21 protein-coding genes and 2 pseudogenes are annotated in these 23,283 nt (G+C 66.8%); 9 read left to right on the forward strand and 14 right to left on the reverse strand.

All coding sequences use genetic code 11. The features are described from left to right. From LXM94_RS26360 to LXM94_RS20065, 3 genes and pseudogenes are all read right to left on the reverse strand, one after another. Window positions 1-184 (reverse strand): annotated as a pseudogene (locus tag LXM94_RS26360) (response regulator transcription factor); the annotation flags it as partial. 102 nt (window positions 185-286) lie between these two features. Then, a pseudogene (locus LXM94_RS26365) lies at window positions 287-736 on the reverse strand (autoinducer binding domain-containing protein); the annotation flags it as partial. Between the two features lie 251 nt (window positions 737-987). Continuing rightward, window positions 988-1,818, reverse strand: coding sequence for an IclR family transcriptional regulator (locus LXM94_RS20065; protein WP_235773237.1), 831 nt, complete (start codon window positions 1,816-1,818; stop codon window positions 988-990). 109 nt (window positions 1,819-1,927) lie between these two features. Between LXM94_RS20065 and LXM94_RS20070 the strand changes: the two genes are divergently transcribed. The 5 genes from LXM94_RS20070 (at window position 1,928) to LXM94_RS20090 (ending at window position 5,965) form a co-directional block, all read left to right on the forward strand. Next, entirely contained in the window at window positions 1,928-2,686 is a 759-nt protein-coding gene (locus LXM94_RS20070) for an SDR family NAD(P)-dependent oxidoreductase (RefSeq protein WP_235773238.1), read from the forward strand. Further along, window positions 2,686-3,606, forward strand: coding sequence for a 2-dehydro-3-deoxygalactonokinase (locus tag LXM94_RS20075; protein ID WP_235773239.1), 921 nt, complete (start codon window positions 2,686-2,688; stop codon window positions 3,604-3,606). The genes LXM94_RS20070 and LXM94_RS20075 overlap by 1 nt, the downstream gene beginning before the upstream one ends. Window positions 3,607-3,619: 13 nt before the next feature. Continuing rightward, window positions 3,620-4,255, forward strand: a complete 636-nt coding sequence (locus tag LXM94_RS20080) for a 2-dehydro-3-deoxy-6-phosphogalactonate aldolase (RefSeq protein WP_235773240.1) — start codon at window positions 3,620-3,622, stop codon at window positions 4,253-4,255. Window positions 4,256-4,257: 2 nt separating this feature from the next. Further along, window positions 4,258-5,139, forward strand: a complete 882-nt coding sequence (locus tag LXM94_RS20085) for an SMP-30/gluconolactonase/LRE family protein (protein WP_235773257.1) — start codon at window positions 4,258-4,260, stop codon at window positions 5,137-5,139. Between the two features lie 178 nt (window positions 5,140-5,317). Continuing rightward, on the forward strand, window positions 5,318-5,965 hold the full coding sequence (locus tag LXM94_RS20090; RefSeq protein WP_235773241.1) for a PRC-barrel domain-containing protein: 648 nt from the start codon (window positions 5,318-5,320) through the stop codon (window positions 5,963-5,965). 56 nt (window positions 5,966-6,021) lie between these two features. On the opposite strand, the gene LXM94_RS20095 is transcribed toward LXM94_RS20090, so the two are convergent. Together LXM94_RS20095 and LXM94_RS20100 are read right to left on the reverse strand one after the other, a co-directional pair. Further along, window positions 6,022-8,070, reverse strand: coding sequence for an NADH:flavin oxidoreductase (locus LXM94_RS20095; protein WP_235773242.1), 2,049 nt, complete (start codon window positions 8,068-8,070; stop codon window positions 6,022-6,024). A gap of 9 nt (window positions 8,071-8,079) precedes the next feature. Further along, window positions 8,080-9,627 (reverse strand): trimethylamine methyltransferase family protein, encoded by a 1,548-nt coding sequence (locus LXM94_RS20100; protein ID WP_235773243.1) that lies wholly within the window; start codon window positions 9,625-9,627, stop codon window positions 8,080-8,082. 91 nt (window positions 9,628-9,718) lie between these two features. On the opposite strand from LXM94_RS20100, the gene LXM94_RS20105 reads away from it, so the two are divergent. Continuing rightward, on the forward strand, window positions 9,719-10,639 hold the full coding sequence (locus LXM94_RS20105; RefSeq protein ID WP_235773244.1) for a LysR substrate-binding domain-containing protein: 921 nt from the start codon (window positions 9,719-9,721) through the stop codon (window positions 10,637-10,639). Window positions 10,640-10,642: 3 nt separating this feature from the next. Here the strand turns inward: LXM94_RS20105 and LXM94_RS20110 are convergent, their stop codons facing one another. From LXM94_RS20110 to LXM94_RS20120, 3 genes are all read right to left on the reverse strand, one after another. Beyond that, window positions 10,643-10,981, reverse strand: coding sequence for a PilZ domain-containing protein (locus LXM94_RS20110; protein ID WP_235773245.1), 339 nt, complete (start codon window positions 10,979-10,981; stop codon window positions 10,643-10,645). Between the two features lie 117 nt (window positions 10,982-11,098). After that, window positions 11,099-12,457, reverse strand: coding sequence for a putative bifunctional diguanylate cyclase/phosphodiesterase (locus LXM94_RS20115; RefSeq protein ID WP_235773246.1), 1,359 nt, complete (start codon window positions 12,455-12,457; stop codon window positions 11,099-11,101). A 140-nt stretch (window positions 12,458-12,597) separates the two neighbouring features. Further along, on the reverse strand, window positions 12,598-14,325 hold the full coding sequence (locus LXM94_RS20120) for a response regulator (RefSeq protein WP_235773247.1): 1,728 nt from the start codon (window positions 14,323-14,325) through the stop codon (window positions 12,598-12,600). Between the two features lie 274 nt (window positions 14,326-14,599). Here LXM94_RS20120 and mutL point away from each other — a divergent pair, with 274 nt between their 5' ends. Together mutL and LXM94_RS20130 are read left to right on the forward strand one after the other, a co-directional pair. Next, window positions 14,600-16,408: a DNA mismatch repair endonuclease MutL gene (mutL, locus tag LXM94_RS20125; protein WP_235773248.1), complete on the forward strand. Its 1,809-nt coding sequence runs from the start codon at window positions 14,600-14,602 to the stop codon at window positions 16,406-16,408. A gap of 108 nt (window positions 16,409-16,516) precedes the next feature. Beyond that, window positions 16,517-16,732: a DUF2093 domain-containing protein gene (locus tag LXM94_RS20130; RefSeq protein WP_235773249.1), complete on the forward strand. Its 216-nt coding sequence runs from the start codon at window positions 16,517-16,519 to the stop codon at window positions 16,730-16,732. An 18-nt stretch (window positions 16,733-16,750) separates the two neighbouring features. On the opposite strand, the gene lpxK is transcribed toward LXM94_RS20130, so the two are convergent. From lpxK to LXM94_RS20160, 6 genes are all read right to left on the reverse strand, one after another. Beyond that, a complete protein-coding gene (gene lpxK, locus LXM94_RS20135; protein ID WP_235773250.1) occupies window positions 16,751-17,791 on the reverse strand; it encodes a tetraacyldisaccharide 4'-kinase in 1,041 nt (346 codons plus the stop codon). Window positions 17,792-17,829: 38 nt separating this feature from the next. Next, window positions 17,830-18,567, reverse strand: a complete 738-nt coding sequence (locus LXM94_RS20140; RefSeq protein ID WP_235773251.1) for an HAD family hydrolase — start codon at window positions 18,565-18,567, stop codon at window positions 17,830-17,832. 8 nt (window positions 18,568-18,575) lie between these two features. Continuing rightward, window positions 18,576-19,892 carry a lipid IV(A) 3-deoxy-D-manno-octulosonic acid transferase gene (gene waaA, locus LXM94_RS20145; RefSeq protein WP_235773252.1) on the reverse strand — a complete coding sequence of 439 codons (1,317 nt, stop codon included), beginning with the start codon at window positions 19,890-19,892 and terminating at the stop codon, window positions 18,576-18,578. Between the two features lie 96 nt (window positions 19,893-19,988). Beyond that, window positions 19,989-20,225 carry a DUF4170 domain-containing protein gene (locus LXM94_RS20150; protein ID WP_235773253.1) on the reverse strand — a complete coding sequence of 79 codons (237 nt, stop codon included), beginning with the start codon at window positions 20,223-20,225 and terminating at the stop codon, window positions 19,989-19,991. Then, a complete protein-coding gene (locus tag LXM94_RS20155) occupies window positions 20,222-21,100 on the reverse strand; it encodes a 3'(2'),5'-bisphosphate nucleotidase CysQ (protein ID WP_235773254.1) in 879 nt (292 codons plus the stop codon). Before LXM94_RS20155 ends, LXM94_RS20150 begins: the two co-directional genes overlap by 4 nt. 43 nt (window positions 21,101-21,143) lie before the next feature. After that, a complete protein-coding gene (locus LXM94_RS20160; RefSeq protein ID WP_235773255.1) occupies window positions 21,144-22,490 on the reverse strand; it encodes a TldD/PmbA family protein in 1,347 nt (448 codons plus the stop codon). Between the two features lie 114 nt (window positions 22,491-22,604). Between LXM94_RS20160 and LXM94_RS20165 the strand changes: the two genes are divergently transcribed. After that, window positions 22,605-23,283, forward strand: a 679-nt coding sequence (locus tag LXM94_RS20165; RefSeq protein WP_235773256.1) for a cation:proton antiporter domain-containing protein, incomplete at its 3' end; no start/stop codon positions are given.

Below are 23,283 nucleotides of genomic sequence, written 5' to 3' on the forward strand. Positions count from 1 at the left end.
AGTTCAGCAGCCCGGCGCGTATCGCCTTGGCGACCGCCTGAACACGATTGACTGCGTCGAGCTTGCGGGTCGCGCGGTTGAGATAGTGATTGACCGTGTATTCCGAAAGACCGAGAATTTCCGACATCTCGACGCTGGTCTTGCCGGCCGATGCCCAGGAAAGGCATTCGACCTCGCGTCGCGACAGCGTGATGGCGGCCATGCGGTTCGTGTGCAATTCCAGCAGCTTCGAAAACGCGATATTGGCGATGGCGTTGAGTTCCGCCATTTCCAGCGGCGTGAGGTCCTCGCGTTCGCCGCCGAAGGCCAGCGCGCCGCGCTGGCCGTGGGAATTGTGCGCCGGGAAATAGGCGCCGCGCGTCAGGCCGAACTGGCCGAACAGCGTGATGGCAATCTGCGCCTTGCCGTCCGCGCGGCGCCGGTTGGTCTTTTCCGTGTCATAGGTGAAGGGCGTCGTGTTGCGGCGCAGGCGATGGATGACCGGGCTGGCGAAGATCAGCCCCGCCTCGTCGTAACGGCGCAGCATCTCCTTCGGCCAGTTGGTCGCAAGGACCGAGCTTGAAAGCTGCGTCGACGTCTCCGACGGCAGCAGCAGCAGCAAATAGCCGTTCAGCCCGTATTCGCGCGTCACGTCGGCGAGTAGCTCGCCGATTTCCGCTTCCGCCGTCACCTCGGCGAGTTCGTTCAGCCATCTGATCGAGGTATTGGCCGAAGTTCCGCAAGATCGCTTCTTCATATGCCTTCATCCCTTAGAAACAGGCACGCCCCGTCGCCCGTGCGCCGCGCGTGAACTTGCCCCAGGAACCCCGCGTCCCAATGCAAAATACAAATAACTTGTTGCGGCGCAACACAATCCGGCCCGGCCGGCGCGTGCAAATCGCCGATACTGCCGCGAAGCTAATTGCCGCCCATATCCGCGTCCAGCGCCAAATTCTAATTTACCGTAAAATGCCTTGGACAAACAATGGGAATAGATGTGCACGTACATCATGGTTCGACTCCTCGTTGAGGCCCGAACCGGATCGCCATGTCTGTCATGATGGCGCCGGCCGCGGCGCGAACAAGCGGCGCCCATGCTTCCAGCCGCGGCTGTTCCACCCTGTAGGCGGGTCCGGTTACGGAAATGCCGGCGACGAGACCGCCGTCGGCAGCGCCGATCGGCGCCGCGACGCAGCGGATGCCGACCTCGTGCTCCTCGCGGTCGAAGGCATGGCCCGTCCGGCGAATTTCCGCGACCTCGGACAGCAGCGCCTCCGGCCCGCCGAGCGTGTTTTCCGTAAAGCGCTGAAAACGCATGGTCTTGAGCAGGGCCTTCAACTGCTCGTCCGACAATGCCGACAGGCACGCCTTGCCGACGCCGGTGCAATAGGCGGGCGAAGCCTTGCCGATCTGCGAGCTCATGCGCACGGCCTGCCGGCTCTCGACCTTGTCGAGATAGATGATCTCGGCGTCGCGCAGCAGCGCCAGATGCACGGTTTCGCCGGTTGCCGCATGCAGTGCCTTCAGGTGCGGCTCCGCGACGATCCGGAACTCGCTGCGCGCCCAACTGTCCGAGGCAAACTTCAGGAGACGGATGCCGAGCTCGTAGCTATGATCGGAGCGCATGGCGAGCAGCCCCTCCGCCACCAGATGGCCGAGCTGGCGGTGCAGCGTGCCGCGCGGCTGGCGCGACCGGCGCAGGATGTCCGTGAAGCGGGGCGCGGTCTCAGAACCCGCCACGATGTCGAGCAGCGCCATCATCTTGCCGAGCGTGCCCGTGTCGATCGCAACGTCTCCGGCCGTCTCCGGTCGCGGCGAATTCGTTCCCTCTTCCGTCATGGCACTCCATCTTGACAAATGTGGTTCCGCGAAGCGATTATTCCAGATATTCAAACAAAGTTCCACTATTCGGAAATAAATTTCCCGGAACATTGCCTGGGAGGGCACCATGGCCACCTTCGCCGATCTCGACGGGCGGAGCGTCTTCATTTCCGGCGGGGGTTCGGGAATCGGCGCCGCGCTGGTGGAAGGCTTCGCACGGGCCGGCGCGCGCGTCGCCTTCGTCGACATTGCCGAAGCGGCAAGCCGGAACCTCGTCGCATGCCTCGCCGGCACGGTGCCGCACGCGCCGCTTTTCCTTAAAGCCGACATCCGCGACGTCGATGCGCTTCAGGCGGCGGTCCGCCACGCCGGCGAGGCGCTCGGCGGCATCGGCGTGCTCGTCAACAACGCGGCCCGCGACGACCGGCACGACATCGAGACGGTGACCGTCGACTACTGGGACGAAAACCAGGCGGTGAACCTGCGCCACCTCTTTTTCGCCGCCCAGGCAGCCCTGCCCTTCCTGACGGCAGACGGCGGCGGATCGATCATCAATTTCTCGTCGATCGCCTATCTCCTCAACATGGGCGAACTCCCCGCCTATACCACCGCCAAGGCCGGCATCATCGGACTCACCAAGTCGCTCGCCGGCCGGCTCGGCCCGCACAACATCCGCGTCAACGCCGTGCTTCCGGGCATGGTGCTGACCGAGCGCCAGCGCCGGCTGTGGATCGACGAGGCGACGATCGGCGCCATGCTGGACAAGCAGTGCCTGAAACGGGCCCTCGAAGCCCAGGATCTCGTCGGCCCCTGCCTGTTCCTCGCATCGAATCTCTCGGCCGGCATCACCGCACAAAGCATCATCGTCGACGGAGGCACACTGTAATGACGGGGCAAAACACGGCACGGAGCCACGTGGCGGTCGACTGGGGAACATCGAGCTTCCGGCTCTGGCTCATCGGCGACGACGGCTCGGTTCTCGCCGAGCGCCGCAGCGACGAAGGCATGACGAGCGCCGCCGGGAGCGGGTTCGCCGTCGTGCTCGACGCGCATCTCGCCGCCATCGGCGCCGGAGCGGACCTTCCCGTCATCGTCTGCGGCATGGCCGGTGCACGGCAGGGCTGGGTCGAAGCCGGCTATCTCGACACGCCGGCCGCACTCTCCGCCATTCCGGAAGCGGCGATCGCCGTGCCGGGCACGGCGCGCGACATCCGCATCCTGCCGGGGCTCGCGCAGCGTGACGACCAGGCGCCGGACGTCATGCGCGGCGAGGAAACCCAGTTGCTCGGTGCGATGGCCGACCTCGGCACGGCCGCCTGGAACGTCTGCATGCCCGGCACGCACAGCAAGTGGGTCCGCGCGGCCGATGGCCGGGTGAGCGGCTTCTCCACCTTCATGACCGGCGAGCTCTTCGATGCGATCTCGAAACATACGATCCTCAGCCATTCGGTGGCGGAGGCCGGCGGCGGCGGCAGCGGGGCCTTTGCCGCGGCCGTCGTCGAAGCCCATGCCGATCCGGCGCTCTTCACCAGCCGGCTCTTCGGCCTGCGCGCCGGCCAGTTGCTGCACGGGCTTTCCGCCGCCGATGCCCGGGCGCGGCTCTCCGGCCTGCTGATCGGCATGGAAATCGCCGGAGCCCGCGCCGGCAGTGCGGACGGCGGTATCGCCCTGGTCGCCTCCGGCACGCTTGCCGCCCTCTATCAGGATGCCTTCGCGGCCCTCGGTCTCGACGTTTCGACGATCGACGCCGACCATGCCGTGCGCCGCGGGCTCGCCGCCGCCGCAAAAGCCCTCTGGAACCGCTGACAGGAACCGTCCCATGCCCCGTATCCCCTTTCCCGCCATGCGTTATCCGCTGATCGCGATCCTGCGCGGCATCACGACCGACGAGACGCCGTCGATCGTCGGCGCGCTGATCGAGGCGGGCTTCACGGCGATCGAGATTCCGCTCAATTCGCCCGATCCCTTCCGCTCCATCGAGGTCGCGGCGAATATGGCGCCCGATGGCTGCCTGATCGGAGCGGGAACCGTCCTGACGACCGCGGATGTCGAGCGGCTGGACGCTGCCGGCGGACGGCTGATGGTCAGCCCCAATGTCGAACCCGAAGTGATTGCGCTTGCGGCGGCGAAGGGCATGGTGACCATGCCGGGCGTCTTCACGCCCACCGAAGCGCTGTCGGCCGCCCGCGCCGGCGCGACGGGGCTCAAGTTCTTCCCCGCGAGCGTGCTCGGTCCCGCCGGCATCCAGGCGATCCGCGCGGTGCTGCCGCCGGAGCTGGAGATCGCAGCCGTCGGCGGCGTGTCCGAGGCCAATTTCGCCGACTATGCAAAAATCGGCATCCGCAGCTTCGGCCTCGGGTCCAGCCTTTACAAGCCCGGCATGCAGGTGGCCGACGTCGCGGCGCGCGCGCGGCTGACGATCGACGCCTATGACGGGGTCTACGGAGCGGAATGACGATGACGACACATCCCTTCACCGGCCGCATCCTCTGCGACGTGGCCTCGGAACTCGGCGAAGGCCCGACCTATGACCCGGCGACCGGCACTGCCTGGTGGTTCGACATCATCGGCCAGAAACTGCACGAGCTGCATCCGGCTTCCGCACGCAAGCGGGTGCATGACCTGCCGTTCAAGGCGAGCGTGCTCGCCGCCGTCGATCCGGAGCGCCAGCTCCTCGCCGCCGACCAGGGCCTTTTCCTGCGCGACAGGGCAAGCGGCACGCTCACGCCCTATGCGTCGATCGAGGACAAGCCCGGCAACCGCTCCAACGACGGTCGCGTGCATGCCTCGGGCGCGCTGTGGATCGGCACGATGGGGCGCTCGGCGGAAAAACACGCCGGCGCGATCTATCACGTGGCGCAGGGGGCGGTGACCCGGCTCTTCGAAAACGTGACGATCCCGAACGCCATCTGCTTCTCGCCGGACGGCGCCATGGCCTATTTCACCGACACCGACGTCAACCACCTGATGCGCGTCGCGGTCGATCCCGCGACCGGGCTGCCGGCCGGCGAGCCCGTGCTTCTGTCCGACGAAAGCGCGACGCCCGGCGGCGTCGACGGCGCGGTCTGCGATGCCGACGGCCTCGTCTGGAACGCGCGCTGGGGCGCCGGCGCCATTGATGTCTTCAGGCCGGACGGTACGCGCATCGCACGCTACGCGCTGCCCGCCACGCAGACGAGCTGCCCCGCCTTCATCGGCCCGAAGGCCGACCGCCTGCTGGTGACCTCCGCCTGGCAGGGTCTTGACGATGCGGCGCGCGCCGCCGACCCGCATGCTGGCAAGACGTTCGAACTCGGCATGACGGTCAACGGCCGCTTCGATCCCGCCTACCGGCTCTGAACCGGCCGACAACCGCCTGCCAGCGGACCGCGTTGCGTGAAAATTCGGCGCTGCCATCCAGTTTTGCCGGAACCAAAGCCGGGCCGTGACGTTTTCAAGGCATCAGCGGTGCGGACGGACCCCAGACAGTTTCGACCGCCGCGCCTTGATACCAACGCAGACGAAAGGCAGGTTTACAATGGCCAACAAGCTTCTTACTTCGGTTGCCGCTGGTGCTCTTTTCCTTGGCGCGGCGATTGCTCCGGCAGCTTACGCGCAGGACACCACGCAGCCGTCGACCAACCAGATGGAAACACAGCCGGTGACGCCGGAGGCCGAACAGGGCACCACCGACATGGGTGCGACCCCGTCGGATGATTCGGCCGCAACCCAGACGACGCCGGAAACCGATCCGGCCCAGGATACGGCCGCAGCTGCCGCCGGCGGCGACTACCTGACGGTCCAGTCGCCGGACCAGATCAGCGCCAACACCTATATCGGCCAGTCGGTCTACAACAGCGCTGACGAAAGCATCGGCAAGATCAGCGACCTGATCCTGGAGAAGGACGGCGGCATCACCGCAGCGGTGATCGGCGTCGGCGGCTTCCTCGGCATCGGCGAGAAGTGGGTTGCCGTTCCCTTCGACAAGGTCGCGGTCAGCCAGATGCCGGACACCGGCGAGGTCAAGCTGTCCACAACGGAAACGGCCGAAAGCCTGGACGCCGCCCCGGAATTCAAGACGGCAGCCCAGCAGATGGCTGAACAGAATTCGGTGGCCCCGGTCGACACGTCGACCACATCGTCCACGACGACGGGCACCGGTACAGCTCCGGCAACGGCTGAATAAGGGAGGCTCAAGGGCTTCACGGACGGCGGCGCTCGAACGGGCGCCGCCTTTTCGCGTCAGACGGCCAGTCCGTAGCGAAGGCCGTCGTAGATTGCCGCATGGATGTTGCGGCTGTGAATGGCGTCGCCGATCCGGAAAAGATCGAAGCGGCCCTCCGGGTTGCGGACGGCAAGCGGCGGCGCCCCGCGGATCAGCGCCTTGTAGTCGACGGCGCCGAGGTTCCGCGAGATGGGCTTGAGTTCCAGATAGAGGTCGGCGAGCGGCGTCGTGCCATGCTCGACGACGACCTGCGCCACACGGCGCTCGATGCTGACGGTCGGCGAGAAATCGGAGCAGAGGGTCGCGACGAGCGCATTGCCGTCGTGCCGGACGGCCTTCAGCCGCGTGTTGATCGTCACGCGCACGTTCCGCTCGGCAAAGACCTTCGCATAGGGCACATGGTTCATGCCGCCGATCTCCGGGGCGAAGAACCGCTCCGGCGAGACGACCTCCAGATCGACGCCCGCCCTGGCGATCATCTCGGCAGCCGTCATCCCCGAATGGGCGCCGTTGTCGTCGTAGAGCAGCACCGGCCCGTCCGGCTTGACGGCGCCGGCGATGATGTCCCAGCTCGAAACGACCAGATCGTCACCGCTCTCCAGTTCCGGATTCTGCGCGATGCCGCCGGTCGCGACGACGACGAGGTCCGGATCGTGCCGAAGCACCTCCTCCGCGTCTGCGAAGACGTTGTAACGGATCGGCACGCCGAGCCTTTCCAACTCGGCAAGGCGCCAGTCGACGATGCCGACGAGTTCCCGCCGGCGCGGGTTGCGGGCGGCAAGCAGGATCTGGCCGCCGGCCTCGCCGGTCGCCTCCAGAACCTCGACGCTGTGCCCGCGCTCGGCGAGCACGCGGGCCGCCTCCAAGCCGGCCGGCCCGGCGCCGACGACCACCGCCTTGCAGACCGGCGCCGTCGTCTTCGAGATGATATGCGGCATCGTCGCCTCACGGCCGGTCGCAGCATTGTGGATGCAGAGCGCGCCGCCGCCCTCGTAGATGCGATCGAGACAGTAGGTGGCGCCGACGCAGGGGCGGATCTGCGCTTCCCTTCCCTCTGCGATTTTCCTGACGATATGCGGATCGGCGATATGGGCGCGCGTCATGCCGACCATGTCGAGCTTGCCCTCGGCGATCGCGTGGCGCGCCGTCGCGACATCGGCGATGCGGGCGGCATGGAAGACCGGGAATTTCGTCGCGGCGCGCACCTCGCCGGCAAAGTCGAGATGCGGCGACGCCGCCATGCCCTGGATCGGGATGACGTTGGTCAGGTGCGCGTCGTGGTCGATATGGCCCTTGATGATGTTGAGGAAATCGACCTTGCCGGAACCGGCAAGCCGGCGGGCGATCTCGACGCCCTCCTCCTTCGAGAGACCGATGTCCCAGTCCTCGTCCGCCACCATGCGGATGCCGACGATGAAATCCGGGCCGACGGCCTTGCGCACCGCCTCCAGCACCATGTCCGAAAAACGCAGGCGATTGTCGAGCGAGCCGCCATATTCGTCCTCGCGCCGGTTGGTGGCGGGCGACCAGAAGCCGTCCATCAGGTGGCCGTAGGCCTCGATCTCGATGCCGTCGAGGCCTGCGGCCTGCATCCTCTCAGCCGCCGCGGCATAGTCGCCGACGATGCGCTCGATGTCCCAGTCCTCGATCTCCTTGGGGAAGGCGCGGTGCGCCGGCTCGCGCACGGAAGAAGCCGACAGCACCGGCAGCCAGTCGCCCTTGTTCCAGCCGGTGCGGCGGCCGAGATGGGTGAGCTGGATCATCACGGCGCAATCGTGCTCGTGACAGTCGTCGGCGATCTTTTTCAGCCATGGCACGATCTCGTCGCAATAGGCGTAGAGATTGCCGAAGGCGGGCGGCGAGTCCTCGGACACAATGGCGGACCCCGCCGTCATGGTCAGCGCCATGCCGCCCTTGGCCTTTTCGAGATGATAGAGCCGGTAGCGGTCCTTCGGCATGCCGTCCTCGGAATAGGCCGGCTCATGCGCGGTCGACATGATCCGGTTCTTCAGCGTCAGGTGCTTCAGCCGGTAGGGTTGCAGCAGGGGATCTTTCGATTGCGTCATTTCACCGTCTCAATACCACGCATCCGCCATCGCGGCCTTCTTGCGGGCGACATAGTCGCAGAGCGCCTCGTCGATGGCGATGTCCAGCGGCGGCGCTTCGTATTCGGCGAGCGTCTTCTTCCACTGGCGATTGGCCCGCGTCGCCATGTCCGTCGAGCCACCCTCCTCGCTCCACTTTTCGAAGGGTTCGTTGTCCGACAGCGTCGAGTCCCAAAAGGCCGTCTGGTAGTTGCGCATCGTGTGGTCGCAGCCGAGGAAATGGCTGCCGGGGCCAACCTGAAGGAAGGCGTCCATGGCAAGCGTGTTGTCGTCGACCACGACGCCGGCGAGATAGGCATGCAGCGCGCCGCAGAGGTCCGCGTCCATCACGAACTTCTCGTAGGACATGGCGAGCAGGCCGTCGAGGAAGCCCGCCGAATGCAGGATGAAATTGGCGCCGCAATGCACGGCCGACAGCATGGACATCAGCCCCTCCTGCATGGCCTGGCCGTCCGGCAGCTTGGAGTTCGAAAAATTGCCGGCGCATCTGAGCGGCAGCCGGAGCCGGCGGGCGAGCTGGCCGATGACCATCGAGCCGATCGCCGGTTCCGGCGTGCCGAAGGTGGGCGAGCCGGTCCTGAGCGACATGGAGGAGAGGAAATTGCCGAAGATCACCGGCGCGCCCTTCCGTTCGAGCTGCGTCAGCGCGCAGCCGGCGAGCGTCTCGGCATAGGATTGGGCGATGGCGCCGGCATTCGTCACCGGTCCCATTGCGCCGCCCAGGATGAAGGGCACGATGACGGCCGCCTGGTTGGCGCGGGCATAGGCACGCAGCGACTTCGTCATGGTGCCGTCCCAGACGAGCGGCGAGTTCACATTGACATTGCCGAGGATGACGCAGTTGCGGTCGACGAAATCGGCGCCGAACACTAAACGCGCCATGTCGATGGAATCCTCGGCGCGCTCCTCCGCGGTGATCGAGCCCATGAAGGGCCGGTCGGAATATCTGATATGGCTGTAGACCATGTCGAGATGACGCTTGTTGACAGGCACGTCGACGGGTTCGCAGATCGTGCCGCCCGAATGGTGCAGCCAGGGGCTCGACTGGGCGAGCTTGATGAAGTTGCGGAAATCCTCGAGCGTGCCGTAGCGCCGACCCTTGTCGAGGTCCATCACGAAAGGCGAACCGTAGGCCGGCGAGAACACCACATTGGCACCGCCGATCTCGACGTTGTTCGCCGGATTGCGGGCATGCTGGGTGAAGACGGCCGGGGCGGTCGAGACGATCTCGCGCAGCATTCCGGGCTCGAAGCGGACGAGCGCGCCGTCAACGCGCGCGCCGGCGCGTTTCCAGTGATCGACCGCCGCAGGGTCGTCGCGGAACTCGATGCCGACCTCCGCCAGGATGCGGTCGGCGGTGCGCTCGATCCGCTCAAGGTTCTCCTCCGACAGCACGTCATAGGTCGGGATGTTGCGGACGATGTAGGGCACGCCGGCCGGCTTGCCGCTGCCGCGCACCGGGCGGGCGCCGCGCATGCGCCTCGCCGGCATGTCCCGGGTGTCCTGCGCCGTATCCATGTCGCTCGCCTCCATAATTTCAGCCGAGGCTAAAGGAGAACGATGGCTTTGTGACGCTGGAAAAAACTTGGCATTGCTATAAACAGGATTTATGGAAAGCTTTCGCCGCCTGCTGCCCTCCGCCTCCAGCCTCGTCGTCTTCGAGGCGGCCGGCCGGCACTTGAATTTCACGCGCGCCGCGCAGGAACTCGGCATGAGCCAGGCTGCGGTTTCTTATGCGGTGCGCGGGCTCGAACAGCAGCTCGGCGTCGCGCTGTTCCACCGGGTGCACCGGGCAGTCTCGCTGACGGATGCCGGCGAACGCTTCCACACCGACGTCTCGCTCGGCCTCGCGCGCATCCAGAAATCGGCGGAGGACATCCGGTCGAAGGGCCGGGAGGTCAATGTCACGCTCGCCGCCTCCACCGCCTTCGCCTCCATGTGGATGCTGCCGCGCCTCAGCCGCCTGCGCGAAGACCTGCCGGACATCGATCTCAGGATCCAGACCAGCGTGCGCGATCTCGACCTCGACGAGGAGCCGATCCCGCTGGCGATCCGCGGCGGCGATCCGGCGACCTGGCCGCGCTACCACGCCGCGATGCTGGCGCCGGAAATCGTGGCGGCGGTCGCAAGCCCCGCCTTCCTCGAACGGCACGGCACGCCGGCAACGCCGCGCGATCTGTTGACCCTGCCGCTGATCCACCTCGAGGAACCGGTGCGCGCGGCCTGCGACTGGGCAGAGTGGTTCGCAAGCGCCGGCCTGCGCTATCCCGGCCATTCCCGCAGGCTGGCGATCAACGACTATGTGCTCGTCATCCAGGCGGTGCTTGCCGGCGACGGCGTGGCGCTCGGCTGGCAGCACCTCATCGAGATGCAGGTGCGCTCCGGCGCGCTGGTGCCGGTGACCGGCCATGTGCTGTCGACCGGGATGGCCTTCCACGTCGTCTGGCCGCGCTCGCGCGAGCTCAACAACCACGCGCGCCGCGTGCGCGACTGGCTGCTCGACGAGGGGCGGCGCGGGCTCGGCGGCTGACGGTCAGCCGCGCAGCACCGGGACAACCTCGCGGTGAAAGAAGCGGAAATAGGAGGCGATCTGTGCCACCGCCCGGCTCGACATCCGGTATTGGATGCCGATGCGGCCGTTTGCGCACCAGCGCACGACGCCGTCGATCTGGCCGAGTTCCTCGGTGGTAATCTCCACCTGCTGGCCCGGCATCACGCGGATCGGCCGTTCGAGATCGATCGCCATGCCGTCGCGCGACAGGTTGACGATGCGCCCGCTGCTCGACTGCTGCATCAGCTTCAGCGTCCCGTGGATGCGCACCCTGGATCGCGAGACGGCCCTCTCCTTCCGGGCCATGGTGGATTTCATCATGCCTTGCTCTCCTGCTTTGTCTCGGAGAGCGAGACTAGACGCGTCCTGGCATGGATTCCGCTAAGGAAATGCCTCGCATTTTAACGAATTGGCGCATTTCGGCACGATTTCGGCCGCTCAGGCGGAGATCGGCCCCGCGTCGATGTGGCGGTAGCGGTCGCTCAGCAGGTTGAGGGTGGCGACGGCGTCCGCCGGCTTGCCGTAGAAATAGCCCTGCCCCATGCCGCAGCCCAGCGCCTTCAGCTTCAGCGCTTCGGAAAAGTCCTCGATGCCCTCGGCGACCACCTCGAGCTCGAGCCCCTCGCACATGGCGACGATCGCCTTGACGATGTGCTCGGAGGCACGGTCGCAGGTGAGGCGCGAGACGAAGGCGCGGTCGATCTTGACCTTGTCGAAGGAGAAATCCCGGAGGCGGCCGAGGCTCGACTGTCCGGTGCCGAAGTCGTCGAGCGAGATCCGCACGCCCGCCCCCCGCAATTCGGAGACGATCTTCTGCGCCGTCTCGGCGTCGGTCATCATCGCCGTCTCGGTGATCTCCATCTCCAGCCGGCGCGGATCGAGGCCCACCCGGTTCAGGATCGCCAGCGTGTTGAACGCGGTCTTCGGATCCATGAGCTGGGCGGAGGAGAGGTTGAAGGAGAGGAAGAGCTCCTTCGGCCAGTTCATCGCCGCCTCCGCCGCCTTGCGCAGCAGCGTGTCGGACAGCGCATCGATGAAGCCGCGCTCCTCGGCGAGCGGCACGAAGGTTGCCGGCGAGACATAGCCGAGGTCGGCGTCGCACCAGCGGGCAAGCGCCTCGAAGCCGACGACCGTGTCGTCCTTCAGATTGACGATCGGCTGGAAATGGACGTCGACCTCGTTGGCGATGATCGCGTTGCGCAGCGCCTGCTCGAGCTGCGTCGCTCGCTTCATCTCCTGGGCGATCTCCTGGGAATAGACCGTGATCTGGCCGCGGCCGCGCCGCTTGGAACGGTAGAGCGCCGTCTCGGCGCTCTTCAGGATGTCGGAGAAGTCTTCACCGGCGAAAGGATAGATCGCAAATCCGAAGGAAGCGGAAAGCCGGACGTTTCGATCGCCGAGATCGAAGGGCGCCGAGAGCACCTCCTTCAGCATCTGGCCGACCTTCTCCGCGGCCTTGCGCTCGAAGACGAGCGGCAGCAGGAAGGCAAACTCGTCGCCACCGTGGCGCGTCACCGTCGCGCCGTCCGGGATGCAGGCCTTCAGCCGATGCGCCACCTGGCAGAGGATCTCGTCACCCGCTTCCGGGCCAAAGAGATCGTTGATCGGCTTGAAACCGTCGAGATTGGCGATGCAGACCGTAAACGGTGCCGGATCCTCGGCCCGCTCGGTCGAAAGCTGGCGCACCTTGTCACGCAGGCGGTAGGGATTGCCGAGGCCCGTCAGCGGGTCGGTGTAGGCCATGGCATGCAGATCGCTCTGGGAAATATCCAGCGATGTGGGGTCTCCTGACTTCATCGATAGGTTTCCGCCCGAGAATTTCGATGCCCGTGAACGTTTTCACGATGGCGCATGACCATTAACAAATGCATAGCAAACGATCATGACTCCTCCCGGTTTTGTCCCTATTTGTGGGGAGTTGACAGCTTGCCGTTGCGTCATGCGGCGGACTTTTTCTGCTTTTCCAATACGTAACGGCGATAGATGGATTCGATCATGTCAGGGCTCACGGGCTTGGTGATGTAATCATCCATGCCCACATCCATGCAGTTTTGCATATCGACGTTCAGCGCCTGCGCCGTGACGGCAACGATCGGCGTGTAACTGCCGGTTTCCTTCTCCTCACGACGGATCTCGAGCGTGGCCTCGAGGCCGTCCTTCACCGGCATGGAGATGTCCATGAGGATCAGCTTCGGCTGGTACCGCCGCCAGAGCAGGACGGCCTCCTCGCCGTTTTCCGCAATGCGGTGGGACACGCCGATGGATTCCAGGATCTGGGAGAAGACGAACTGGTTGATCTGATTGTCCTCGGCAACCAGCACGTCGACGTCGCCCGCACTTGCCGCCGGCAGCGCCGCGACATCCGTGGCGATATACCAGTCGTCGCTGAAGATCGCGCCGACGCCGGACACATCTGCCCGGGCTTTCGAATCGCCGAGCGGCTCCGGCTCATAGCCGATCACGTCCAGTGCATGCGGCCCGACCTTGTCGGCGGAAAGCACGCGGCTCTGCCGGACCGCCCGGGACTGCAGCACCGCGGCGTGGCCGGGCATCGTGTCGTCGACGAGCACGAGGTCGATGACGACGCCCCACTGGGCGGCGGCGGCGGCGAACGTCATGAACTCCGACTCGCTGCGCACCGCGCAGGCATCCGCACCACGCCGGCCCAGTTCGTCGACCAGAAGGCGCTCCAGCCGCCCGTCGGCGGTTGCGACGAGCACGCGCTTTTGCGCAAGGTCACCGAACTCCTCGGTATTGAGCTGCTGCAGGATCAGCTGCCGCTCGGCCTCGATTGCGGGATCCAGACAGTTCTGCGCCTCCACGAACACTTCGGAAGAGCGGATGCACGATGCGCCGTCCGCGTTGTGAAAGACGATCCCGGAGACATCCTCCATATAGGTGACGAGAAGCTGGTGGTCGGGCGAGCCGATGCGGTATTTCCGCGTGATGACATAGAGGTCGCTGCCATCCGCCTTCACGATATGCTCGGCGACGCGGAAGGGTTTGCCGGTCTCGAGCACCGTGCGGTCGCTGTCTTCGATGCGCAGCGCCTGTTCGGCATCCGCGATATCCCAGACCGTCCGGCCGAGCACCGCATCGCCGGTCGTGCCGTGGATCTCGCAGAACGCTCTGTTGGTCGCGATGTAGGACAGGTTGCGGTCCTTGACGAAAACCGGAAACGGCAGCGTTTCCAGGATTTCCTCGGTTATGGCGACCCGGGCGAGGTCCGAGCGCCATTGCTCCTCCTGCTTCGTGTGCTCCGAGACATCGGTCAGCGTCGAGACATTGTAGCCGCTCGGCAGCCGCCGCTTGCGGAAGCGGACCCAGCGGTCCTTGCCGAACTTCTCGGTGACATCATACTGTTCGCGCCAATGGGCGGAGATGCGGCTGGTGATCCACTCTTCGCGATTGATGGTCCTGTGGCGCTGCTCGGAGGTCAGGCCGTAGCGGATGCCGGCATCGAAAAGCGCGCCAAGAAGGTCGCGCAGGCGCGTGCCGGGCGTCAGGAATTTCGGATCGACGGGGAAGAACCGGCGGATGTGGCGGTTGGCCCAGATCAGGCAGTCGTTCTTGTCATAGATAACGACACCGGCCGCGAGCGTTTCGCAAACCGCGTCAAAAACAAGCGTCTGGATGTTCGCGTCCATGGACGCCACATCGTGCATCGTTGCATTCCTCGCCTGAGGGCATTGCCTTGTCCATGCTGATCCGGCAGCGATTGCTGCCGTTGGACGTCGTCGATGTCAGCGACCAGCGCGCTGATACGGTCCACCGGAAGGTCCGGACGGCTTGCGGTCATACAAGCGAGAAAAGCACGTTCGCAGTATTTTGTTAAAGCCGGCTTAAACGCACTTCGACCACCCGAGGTCGTCGGACGAAACTTCCGGACCCTTCAATTCAGAGCTAGGCAGGCGGCCGCGAATCCACGAAAATGCGACGATGACCATCAGGCAGCTTCCCGAAACACTCGTCAACCAGATTGCCGCCGGCGAGGTGATCGAACGCCCCGCGAGCGCGGCGAAGGAACTCATCGAGAACGCGATCGACGCCGGGGCGACGCGAATCGAGATCGCCACGTCCGGCGGCGGCAAGACGCTGCTGCGCGTCAGCGACAACGGCTGCGGCATGACGGCGGCGGAACTGGAGCTCGCGATCCGCCGGCACTGCACCTCGAAGATCAGCGACAGCCTCGCCGACATCCGCACGCTCGGCTTCCGCGGCGAGGCGCTGCCCTCCATCGGCTCGGTCGCCCGCCTCAGCCTGCGCAGCCGCCCCGCGGACGGCGACGAGGGCGCGGAGATTTCCGTCGAGGGCGGCAAGGTGCGCGCCGTTCGCCCCGCGGCGGCCAATCGCGGCACGATCGTCGAGGTCCGCGACCTTTTCTTCGCCACCCCGGCGCGGCTCAAGTTCATGAAAAGCGAAAAGGCGGAAGCGGCCGCGATCTCGGAGGTCGTGCGGCGCATGGCGATCGCCTTTCCGCATGTCCGCTTCGTGCTCTCCGGCACGGATCGCAGCACACTGGAGTTCCCCTCGACCGGCGACGACCATCTGGCGCGGATCGCCCAGGTGCTCGGCCGCGAATTCCGCGAGAACGCGATCGAGATCGACGCCGAGCGGGAAGAGGTGCGGCTGACCGGCTTTGCGGGCCTGCCGACCTTCAACCGCGGCAACGGCCTGCACCAGTTCGCCTTCGTCAACGGCCGGCCGGTGCAGGACAAGCTGGTCACGGGTGCGCTCCGCGCCGCCTATTCCGAGACGGTGCCGCACGGGCGCTATCCGGTCGCGGTGCTGGCGATCGACATCGATCCGGAACTGGTGGACGTCAACGTGCATCCGGCGAAATCGGACGTGCGCTTCCGCGACCCCGGCCTTGTGCGCGGCCTCATCGTCGGCGCGCTGCGGCAGGCGCTCGGCCGCGACGGCGACCGGGCCTCGACCACCGGCGCGGCCGGCCTGGTGCGCGCCTTCCGACCCGAAGCCTCGCCGGCCGACCGGCAGCCGTGGTCGCGCGCGGCATCGCCCTACCGGCCGCTCGATCCGCAAACGGCGCCGCCCCACCGGGGGTTCTCGGAGCAGGCACAGGCCCGCTTCGCCGCCTTCGCCGCGCCGTCCGCCCGGGTCGCGGAAGCGGCCGTGCTCGAACAGGACCCCGTGGCCGAGGAGCCGCGCCATCCGCTCGGCGCCGCGCGCGCGCAGCTGCACGAGAACTACATCGTGGCGCAGACCGAGGACGGGCTCGTCATCGTCGACCAGCACGCCGCCCACGAGCGCCTCGTCTTCGAGGCGATGCGCAAAGCGCTCCATGCCCGGCCGCTGCCCGCGCAGGCGCTGCTCATTCCGGAAATCGTCGACCTGCCGGAGGAGGACTGTGACCGGCTCGCGACCCACGCGGAGAGCTTCGCTCGGCTCGGCCTCGGCATCGAACGCTTCGGGCCGGGCGCGATCGCGGTGCGCGAGACGCCGGCGATGCTCGGCGAGATGGACGCGGCAGGGCTCGTGCGCCAGCTCGCCGACGAGATTGCCGAATGGGACACGGCCGACGGGCTGCAGAACCGCCTCGACTATCTCGCCGCCACCATGGCCTGCCACGGCTCGGTGCGCTCCGGTCGCCGGCTCCGGCCTGAGGAGATGAACGCCCTTTTGCGCCAGATGGAGGCGACGCCCGGCTCCGGCCAGTGCAACCATGGGCGGCCCACCTATATTGAGCTCAAGCTCGCCGACATCGAACGTCTGTTCGGCCGGAGCTGAAAGCAACCTGCCTGCGGACCGGGACTGGAATTTTTCGACATGGCGCGATATGGCAAACATGACGCCTTGATGACACGCGACCGGGCGCGGCGCGGGAGCAAGAGAACGATGAACCGATTCGAAGGACACGGAAACCGCGAGGCCAAGATCCGCTACCTGGATGGCGACTTCCAGGTGCTGATGCCCGGCTCCCATGTCCGCTGCGCCGTCACCGGTGAGACCATTCCGATCGACGAACTGCGCTACTGGAGCGTCGCGCGCCAGGAGGCCTATGTCGATGCCGCCGCATCGCTGGAAGCAGAACGCCGCGCCGGCAACATCTGACCGCCTGCCCGACCGCGGCTATCTTGTCGCCAGGCCGCGCAGGTTCCGCTTCCGGGCAGAGGTGATCGCCGCGTCGATGATCTGGTCCGGCGTCCTCGGATTGTCGAAGCGGATTTCCACCTCGATGACCCGGCTCTTGTCGCGGAGCTCCGCCGAGCGTCCCGGCCCGCCGGCAAGCCGCACGCTGTCCTTGGCGGTCGTCACGAGCCGGTATTCCAGCGCCTCGGCGTGGTCGAGGATGTCGCCGACCTCGTCCTCGCTCAGATGGTGATGATCCGGGAAGCCGCGCGTCACATAGAGATGCGCGCCCGTCTCCGTCACCGTCCTGAAGAACTTCTCGTTGTCGGCGATGCCGGACCACGCCATCACCACCTGACCGTGAAGGTCGCCGGCGTCGATCGTCGCGAGCCTGGCCGTGTGGACCGCCTTGCCGGCACGCGCCGCGCGGCGGATCAGCCGGTCCGCCGCGTTGCCGTCGCCGATCGTCATCAGCGCATGCGCCTGACGCAGCTGCTCGCCGATCGGCGCGCGCACCGGACCGCCGGGCACGACATGGCCGTTGCCGATGCCGCGATTGGTGTCGACGACGAGGAGCGCGTAATCGAAATGGAGCTGCGCGCTCTGGAAACCGTCGTCCATGATGACGAGGTCTGCGCCCGCCTCGACCAGCTTCTTCGCACCCGCCAGACGTTTGCGGGAAATCACCGTCAGCGCCTCGCGCGCCAGCAGAAGCGGCTCGTCGCCGACGGCCTTGGCGCGGTGGTGGTGCAGGTCGACCACGGTCGTGACGTCGAGCGAGCCGCCATAGCCGCGGCTCAGGAAACCGGGCTTCAGCCCGCGTGCCTTCGCGGCGCGGGCAATCGCGATCGCCGTCGGCGTCTTGCCGGCGCCGCCGACCGTGAAGTTGCCGACACAGATGACGGGCACAGGCACGCTCGGGCGACGGGCGCGCCGCAGGCGGCTGCCCGCGACGAGGCCGTAGAGGCACGAGACGGGCCAGAGCGCATAGGCCCGCCAGTCCGGCTTCGTCCACCAGAACGGCGGCGCTTCACTGACCATGTCCCCTCCGTCGCTGAAATCCGCGCCGCGCCGCAGCCTTACGCGATCGCCGTGCGCGCGGCTCCCGTTTCCGGCAGGATGCCGGCAAGCTCCGTGATGTCGTTCAGGCAGAAATCCGAGGCCTCGGCGAGCGACTGGCGCGAGCCCGTGCCCGTCAACACGGCGACCGTCAACCCGACGCCGGCGCTGCGCCCCATGTGCAGGTCGTGATTGTTGTCGCCGACCACCGCCACCTCGTGCGGCGCGAGCCCGGTCGCCGCGCAGAAGCCCAGCACCATGCCCGGCTCCGGCTTGACGCCGAATCCGCTGTCGTAGCCCGCCACGTAATGCAGGTAGGCTTCGAAACCGAAACGCTTCGCCGTCTCGCGGATCGATCGTTCGTTGTCGCTGGAGGCGACGCCCAGATAGTAGCCCTTCTCGTGCAGTGCCCGGAAGAAGCTGCCTAGGTCGGTGACCGGCACGGCGAAGGACGAGGACGTCGCAAAAAGCCCGTCGAAGAGCTCCGACAGGGCCTCGACACCAAAGGGCGAGCCGGCGGCGACCATGCCTTCGGCGATCTCGACCGTGTTGCCGGCGGCCAGCAGGCTGTCGGGCAGGACGTGGCCGGTGTCGGGATCCATGCCGCCGGCGATGAGCAATGCGCGGGCGAGATCGGCGTCGCCGCCGGCCGCAATGCGTGCCAGCTCGTAGTTCACCGGCACCCAGCTCTTGGCATAGTCGAGCAGCGTGCCGTCCTTGTCGAAGAGAATGCCCGAGATGCGCCTGTCGCCAATCATGCCCATTCCTAGGAAATCCGATGCGGATGAAGCCGCGCCTTGACCGTGAGCGGATTGATATAGGGCTCGAGCCCGCGCACCGTCGCCGCCAGCGCGCCGCGCATCTCGTGGATTGTCCCCTGCCCCGCCTCGATCATCTTCCGGCGCACCGCATCGTTTGCCAGCAGGTAGTTCACGCCCTTCGCCAGCATCTCCGCGTCCTTCACCATCTTGGCCGCGCCGCTCTGGGCAAGCTGCCGGTAGGCGTCGCGGAAATTCTGCACATTGGCGCCTGAAAGGATCGCGCAGCCGAGCATCGCGGGCTCGAGCGGGTTCTGGCCGCCCTCGCCCGTCAGCGACTTGCCGACGAAGACAAGGTCGGTCATCCGCAGGTAGAGGCCCATCTCGCCGATCGTGTCGCCGATGAGGATGTCCGTCTCCGCCGTCACCGCATCGTCGCGCGTCCGGCGCACGACCTTGAGCCCCTTTGCGACGAGCGCTTCCTCGATCGCGTCGGCGCGTTCGGGGTGACGGGGCACGACGATTGTCAGCAGGCCGGGAATGCGGTCCTTCAGCGCGCGATGCACGCTGCCCGCCACCATCTCCTCGCCCTCGAAGGTCGAGATCGCGCCCCAGGTCCTGCGCTCGCCGATCTGGGTCCGGTAGCGCCTGAGCGTCGCGCCGTCATAGGGCGGCGCATCGGCCTCCACCTTGAGATTGCCGGTGACAATGACCGGCAGCGCGCCGAGCGCGCGGAAGCGCTCCGCGTCGGCCTCCGACTGGGCTGCGACGAGCGCGAGGTTCTCGAAGAGCGCGTCTGCGAGGGCCGGCCGGCTCTTCCAGCGCTTGAAGGACCGCTCCGACAGCCGGCCATTCACCAGCACCTGGGCGATGCGGCGCGCACCCAGCTCCAGGATGGTCATCGGCCAGATCTCGGATTCGGCGATGATCGCGAGATCCGGATGCCAGTAGTCGAGGAAGCGGGAGATGGCGGGCTTCAGGTCGAGCGGCACATATTGGTGGATGACCTCGCCGCCGAGCCGCTCCTTCGCGACCTTGGCGGAGGTCGTGGTGCCGGTCGTCAGCACGACCGCGATGCCGCGCCGGCGGACCTCGCGGATCAGCGGCACGACCGCGATCGTCTCGCCGACACTCGCGGCGTGGAACCAGACAAGCGGACCGCCCGGCCGGGCGGCGCTCGCGTAGCCGTAGCGCTCGCGCCGCCGGGAGCGATCTTCCTTGCCTTTCGCGGCCCGGAGCGCCAGATAGGTGCCGATCACCGGATAGAGCGCCACGCCCACCCAGCGATAGGTCGAGAGCGCGAAACGGGCCAGCGGGCTGCTCATCGGCTGCCGGCCCTTTCCGCGATGATGAAGGCGATCACAAGCATCGACTGCGCGCGTCCGTTTCGTTCTGCCAATCCGGGGCGGTGGAAACCGGGCTCACGCCTCTTCCGGATCGAGCAGGCGGTGCATGTGGACGATGAAATAGCGCATATGGGCGTTGTCGACCGTCAGTTGCGCCTTCGACCGCCAGGCCGTCACGGCGCTCGCATAATCCGGATAGATCCCGACGATATCGAGCCTGGAAAGATCGCGGAACTGCACCTCGCCGAGCGTCGTCAGCTCTCCACCGAATACCAGATGAAGGCGTTGCTTGTTTTCTGTCGCTTCCGTCATTGTCCGTCTCGTTCTGCCACCGTGTTGCTTGGGGTTTGCGGCATTCCCCGCGAAAGGTCAATGCCCACCGAGGCCGCGAGAAGCGCGGGATGGAGGTCGTTGCCGGCGGCGCAGAGCAGGCCGTGCCGGACGTCGGCGCCGTTATAGGCGAGCAGGGTTCCGTCGCGGCGTGAAAGACGCCCGCCCGCGGCCTGCAGGATGAGGTCGGCCGCCGCCAGGTCCCAGTCATGGGAATTGGGCATGACCAGCGTGCCGTCGATCCGGCCGTCCGCCACCATCGCCAGCCGATAGGCGAGCGACGGCACATGCGCGACGCGATGGACCGCGCCGAGCGACCGACGGTCGAGGCCGTGGACCAGCGGCTCGGCACCCGCGATGCGCAAGGCATCCGAGGCCTGCGGCGCGGCGACCGAAACCGTCAGACCGTTCTTCAAGGCCGGGCCGTCGCCGGCCGCGGTGAAGATCTCGCCGAGCGCCGGGGCGACGAGCACGCCCGCCACCGGACGCCCCCTGTGGACGACGGCGGCGCTGACGCACCAGACGTCCTTTCCCGCGATGAAGGCGCGCGTACCGTCGATCGGGTCGACGACAAAGACGGTTTCGGCGGAAAGCCGCGCGGAATCGTCGTCCGTTTCCTCCGACAGCCAGCCGTAATTCGGCCGCTCCGAGAGCAGCATCGCCTTCAGGATGTCGTTCGCCGCGAGGTCGGCTGCACTGACCGGCGACCGCCCCTCGTTCTTCCACCAGACGTCCGGCTCCTTGCGGAAATAGTCGAGCGCCCTCAGGCCGGCCGCCTCGGCGGCGGCCGTCAGCAGGACGAGATCGTCCCGCCAGCGCTCGGCCAGGGTGTCGATCGGGGTCAGGGCGTCCGACATGGTCATTCCGTTCATGCCGCCGGCCGGGCCGGCGCTGCGATCATCAGGTCCCGGCAAGCGTCATGCCCTCAATCGCCAGCGTCGGCGCCGCGACGCCGAACTTGCGGTCGATGTCGCTTGCCGGCGTGATGCGCAGGAACATGTCGAGGAGGTTGGAGGCGATCGTCACCTCGGAAACCGGGAAGGTCAGCTCGCCATTCTCGATCCAGAAGCCCGAGGCGCCGCGGCTGTATTCGCCCGTCACCATGTTCGCGCCCTGGCCGATCAGCTCGGTCACGTAGAAGCCGGTGCCGACCGAGCGGACGAGGTCTTCCGGCGAGATGTCGCCGGGTTCCAGCGCGAGATTGGTCGAGGCCGGGCTGACGGCGGTGCCGCCGCGCACGCCGCGGCCGTTGGTCGAAAGCCCGAGTTCGCGCGCCGTCGAGGTCGAGAGGAACCAGTGTTTCAGCACGCCGTCCTCGATCATCGTCAGCCGCTCGCCGCGCACACCCTCGCCGTCGAAGGGGCGCGAGGAGGAGCCGCGCACGATCAGCGGATCGTCGGTGACGTGGAGGCCGGTCTTCAGCACCTGCTTGCCCATCCTGTCGCGCAGGAAACTCGTCTTGCGGGCGACCGAGGCGCCGTTGATCGCGCCGGCGATGTGGCCGGCGATGCCGCGCGCCATGCGCGGATCGAAAACAACCGTGACATTCTTCGCCGTCGGCACCTGCCGCGGATTGAGGCGCCTGACGGCCCGCTCGCCGGCGCCACGGCCGATGTCGTCGGCGCTGCGCAGGTCGGCGAAGAAGAGCCGGCTGTCGAAATCGTAGTCGCGCTCCATCTTCGTGCCCTCGCCGGCGATGGCGCTGACGGAACGGCCGAAGCGGCTTGCGCCATAGGACCCGGAAAAGCCGCCGGAGGTGACCAGCACCAGGCCGCCCATGCCGGCCGAGGCACTGGCACCGCCCGAATTGCTGACGCCGTCGAGGGCGAGCGCGGCCGCCTCCGTGGCAAGTGCTGCCTGCGTCAGTTCGCCGGTGCCGATCTCCGTCGGATCGTAGAGGTCGAGGTCCGGCCAGTCCTTCGCAAGGTCGGCGGGATCGGCAAGCGAGGCATAGGGATCTTCCGGCGAGGCCTTCGCCATGGCGACGGCGCGTTCGGCGAGCGCCTTGAGATCGAAACCCGGATTGGCCGAGACGCTGGCGACGCGGCGGCCGACGAAGACGCGGAGCGAAAAGTCGTCGCTCTCGGAGGCTTCCGTACCCTCGACCTTGCCAAGCCGGACGCTGACGGAATTCGACCGGCCGCGCACGACCACCGCGTCGGCCGCGTCCGCACCCGCCTTGCGGGCATGGTCGATCAGTTCTTCGGCGCGCTGGAGCAGGTGCGCGGCATCGATCGCTTCAGACATGAATTGGCCTTTCTTTCGAGCCCCATTTATTGTGCAGTAGCACAGGCATCAAGACCGGTCGCGGCGATTCTTCGGCCGGTCCCAGCCCTTTGCCGATGGGAATTCGAGCCGCCGATGTCCGACAGCCATGCACTATTCTCCGAAGTTCTCGTCATGCTGGGCGGGGCGGTCGTTGCCGCGCCGATCTTCAAGCGGCTGGGGCTCGGCACCATTCTCGGCTATCTCGCCGCCGGCGTCCTGATCGGTCCCGTCTTTCACCGCATCCGGGACGGCGAGGAGATCCTCGGCGTCGCCGAACTCGGCATCGTCCTGCTGCTCTTCGTCATCGGGCTTGAACTGAAACCCTCACGGCTCTGGCAGATGCGGCGCGACATTTTCGGGCTCGGCGCCGCGCAGGTGATCGTGACCGGCCTCGTGCTCGGCGCGCTTGCCTGGCTGAGCGGGCTTGCGGACCCAGCCGGCGCCCTCATCATCGGCTACGGCCTCGCCCTGTCCTCCACGGCCTTCGCGCTGCAGATCCTCGAGGAGAACGGCGACCTCAACACCCGCTACGGCCAGCGGTCCTTCTCGATGCTGCTCTTCCAGGACCTGGCGATCGTGCCGCTGCTGGCGCTGATCCCGCTGCTCGCCGAGCAGGCGCCGGAGGACACGACGACGGCGCTGCAGGATTTCGGCATCGCAGTGGCGGCAATCGCCGCCCTGCTGATCGCCGGGCGCTACGTTCTCAATCCGCTGTTCCAGGTGATCGCGCGCACCGGCGCGCGCGAGGCGATGATCGCGGCCGCCCTCTTCG

It is taken from the genome of Rhizobium alarense, assembly GCF_021555155.1.
GTDB lineage: Bacteria > Pseudomonadota > Alphaproteobacteria > Rhizobiales > Rhizobiaceae > Rhizobium_D > Rhizobium_D alarense.

Excerpts from the sequence above, each read along its gene's own strand:
- LXM94_RS20065 (WP_235773237.1), bottom strand. The coding sequence starts at position 1,818 with ATGACGGAAGAGGGAACGAATTCGCCGCGACCGGAGACGGCCGGAGAC.
- LXM94_RS20070 (WP_235773238.1), top strand. The coding sequence starts at position 1,928 with ATGGCCACCTTCGCCGATCTCGACGGGCGGAGCGTCTTCATTTCCGGC.
- LXM94_RS20075 (WP_235773239.1), top strand. The coding sequence starts at position 2,686 with ATGACGGGGCAAAACACGGCACGGAGCCACGTGGCGGTCGACTGGGGA.
- LXM94_RS20080 (WP_235773240.1), top strand. The coding sequence starts at position 3,620 with ATGCCCCGTATCCCCTTTCCCGCCATGCGTTATCCGCTGATCGCGATC.
- LXM94_RS20085 (WP_235773257.1), top strand. The coding sequence starts at position 4,258 with ATGACGACACATCCCTTCACCGGCCGCATCCTCTGCGACGTGGCCTCG.
- LXM94_RS20090 (WP_235773241.1), top strand. The coding sequence starts at position 5,318 with ATGGCCAACAAGCTTCTTACTTCGGTTGCCGCTGGTGCTCTTTTCCTT.
- LXM94_RS20095 (WP_235773242.1), bottom strand. The coding sequence starts at position 8,070 with ATGACGCAATCGAAAGATCCCCTGCTGCAACCCTACCGGCTGAAGCAC.
- LXM94_RS20100 (WP_235773243.1), bottom strand. The coding sequence starts at position 9,627 with ATGGATACGGCGCAGGACACCCGGGACATGCCGGCGAGGCGCATGCGC.
- LXM94_RS20105 (WP_235773244.1), top strand. The coding sequence starts at position 9,719 with ATGGAAAGCTTTCGCCGCCTGCTGCCCTCCGCCTCCAGCCTCGTCGTC.
- LXM94_RS20110 (WP_235773245.1), bottom strand. The coding sequence starts at position 10,981 with ATGATGAAATCCACCATGGCCCGGAAGGAGAGGGCCGTCTCGCGATCC.
- LXM94_RS20115 (WP_235773246.1), bottom strand. The coding sequence starts at position 12,457 with ATGAAGTCAGGAGACCCCACATCGCTGGATATTTCCCAGAGCGATCTG.
- LXM94_RS20120 (WP_235773247.1), bottom strand. The coding sequence starts at position 14,325 with ATGCACGATGTGGCGTCCATGGACGCGAACATCCAGACGCTTGTTTTT.
- mutL (WP_235773248.1), top strand. The coding sequence starts at position 14,600 with ATGACCATCAGGCAGCTTCCCGAAACACTCGTCAACCAGATTGCCGCC.
- LXM94_RS20130 (WP_235773249.1), top strand. The coding sequence starts at position 16,517 with ATGAACCGATTCGAAGGACACGGAAACCGCGAGGCCAAGATCCGCTAC.
- lpxK (WP_235773250.1), bottom strand. The coding sequence starts at position 17,791 with ATGGTCAGTGAAGCGCCGCCGTTCTGGTGGACGAAGCCGGACTGGCGG.
- LXM94_RS20140 (WP_235773251.1), bottom strand. The coding sequence starts at position 18,567 with ATGATTGGCGACAGGCGCATCTCGGGCATTCTCTTCGACAAGGACGGC.
- waaA (WP_235773252.1), bottom strand. The coding sequence starts at position 19,892 with ATGAGCAGCCCGCTGGCCCGTTTCGCGCTCTCGACCTATCGCTGGGTG.
- LXM94_RS20150 (WP_235773253.1), bottom strand. The coding sequence starts at position 20,225 with ATGACGGAAGCGACAGAAAACAAGCAACGCCTTCATCTGGTATTCGGT.
- LXM94_RS20155 (WP_235773254.1), bottom strand. The coding sequence starts at position 21,100 with ATGTCGGACGCCCTGACCCCGATCGACACCCTGGCCGAGCGCTGGCGG.
- LXM94_RS20160 (WP_235773255.1), bottom strand. The coding sequence starts at position 22,490 with ATGTCTGAAGCGATCGATGCCGCGCACCTGCTCCAGCGCGCCGAAGAA.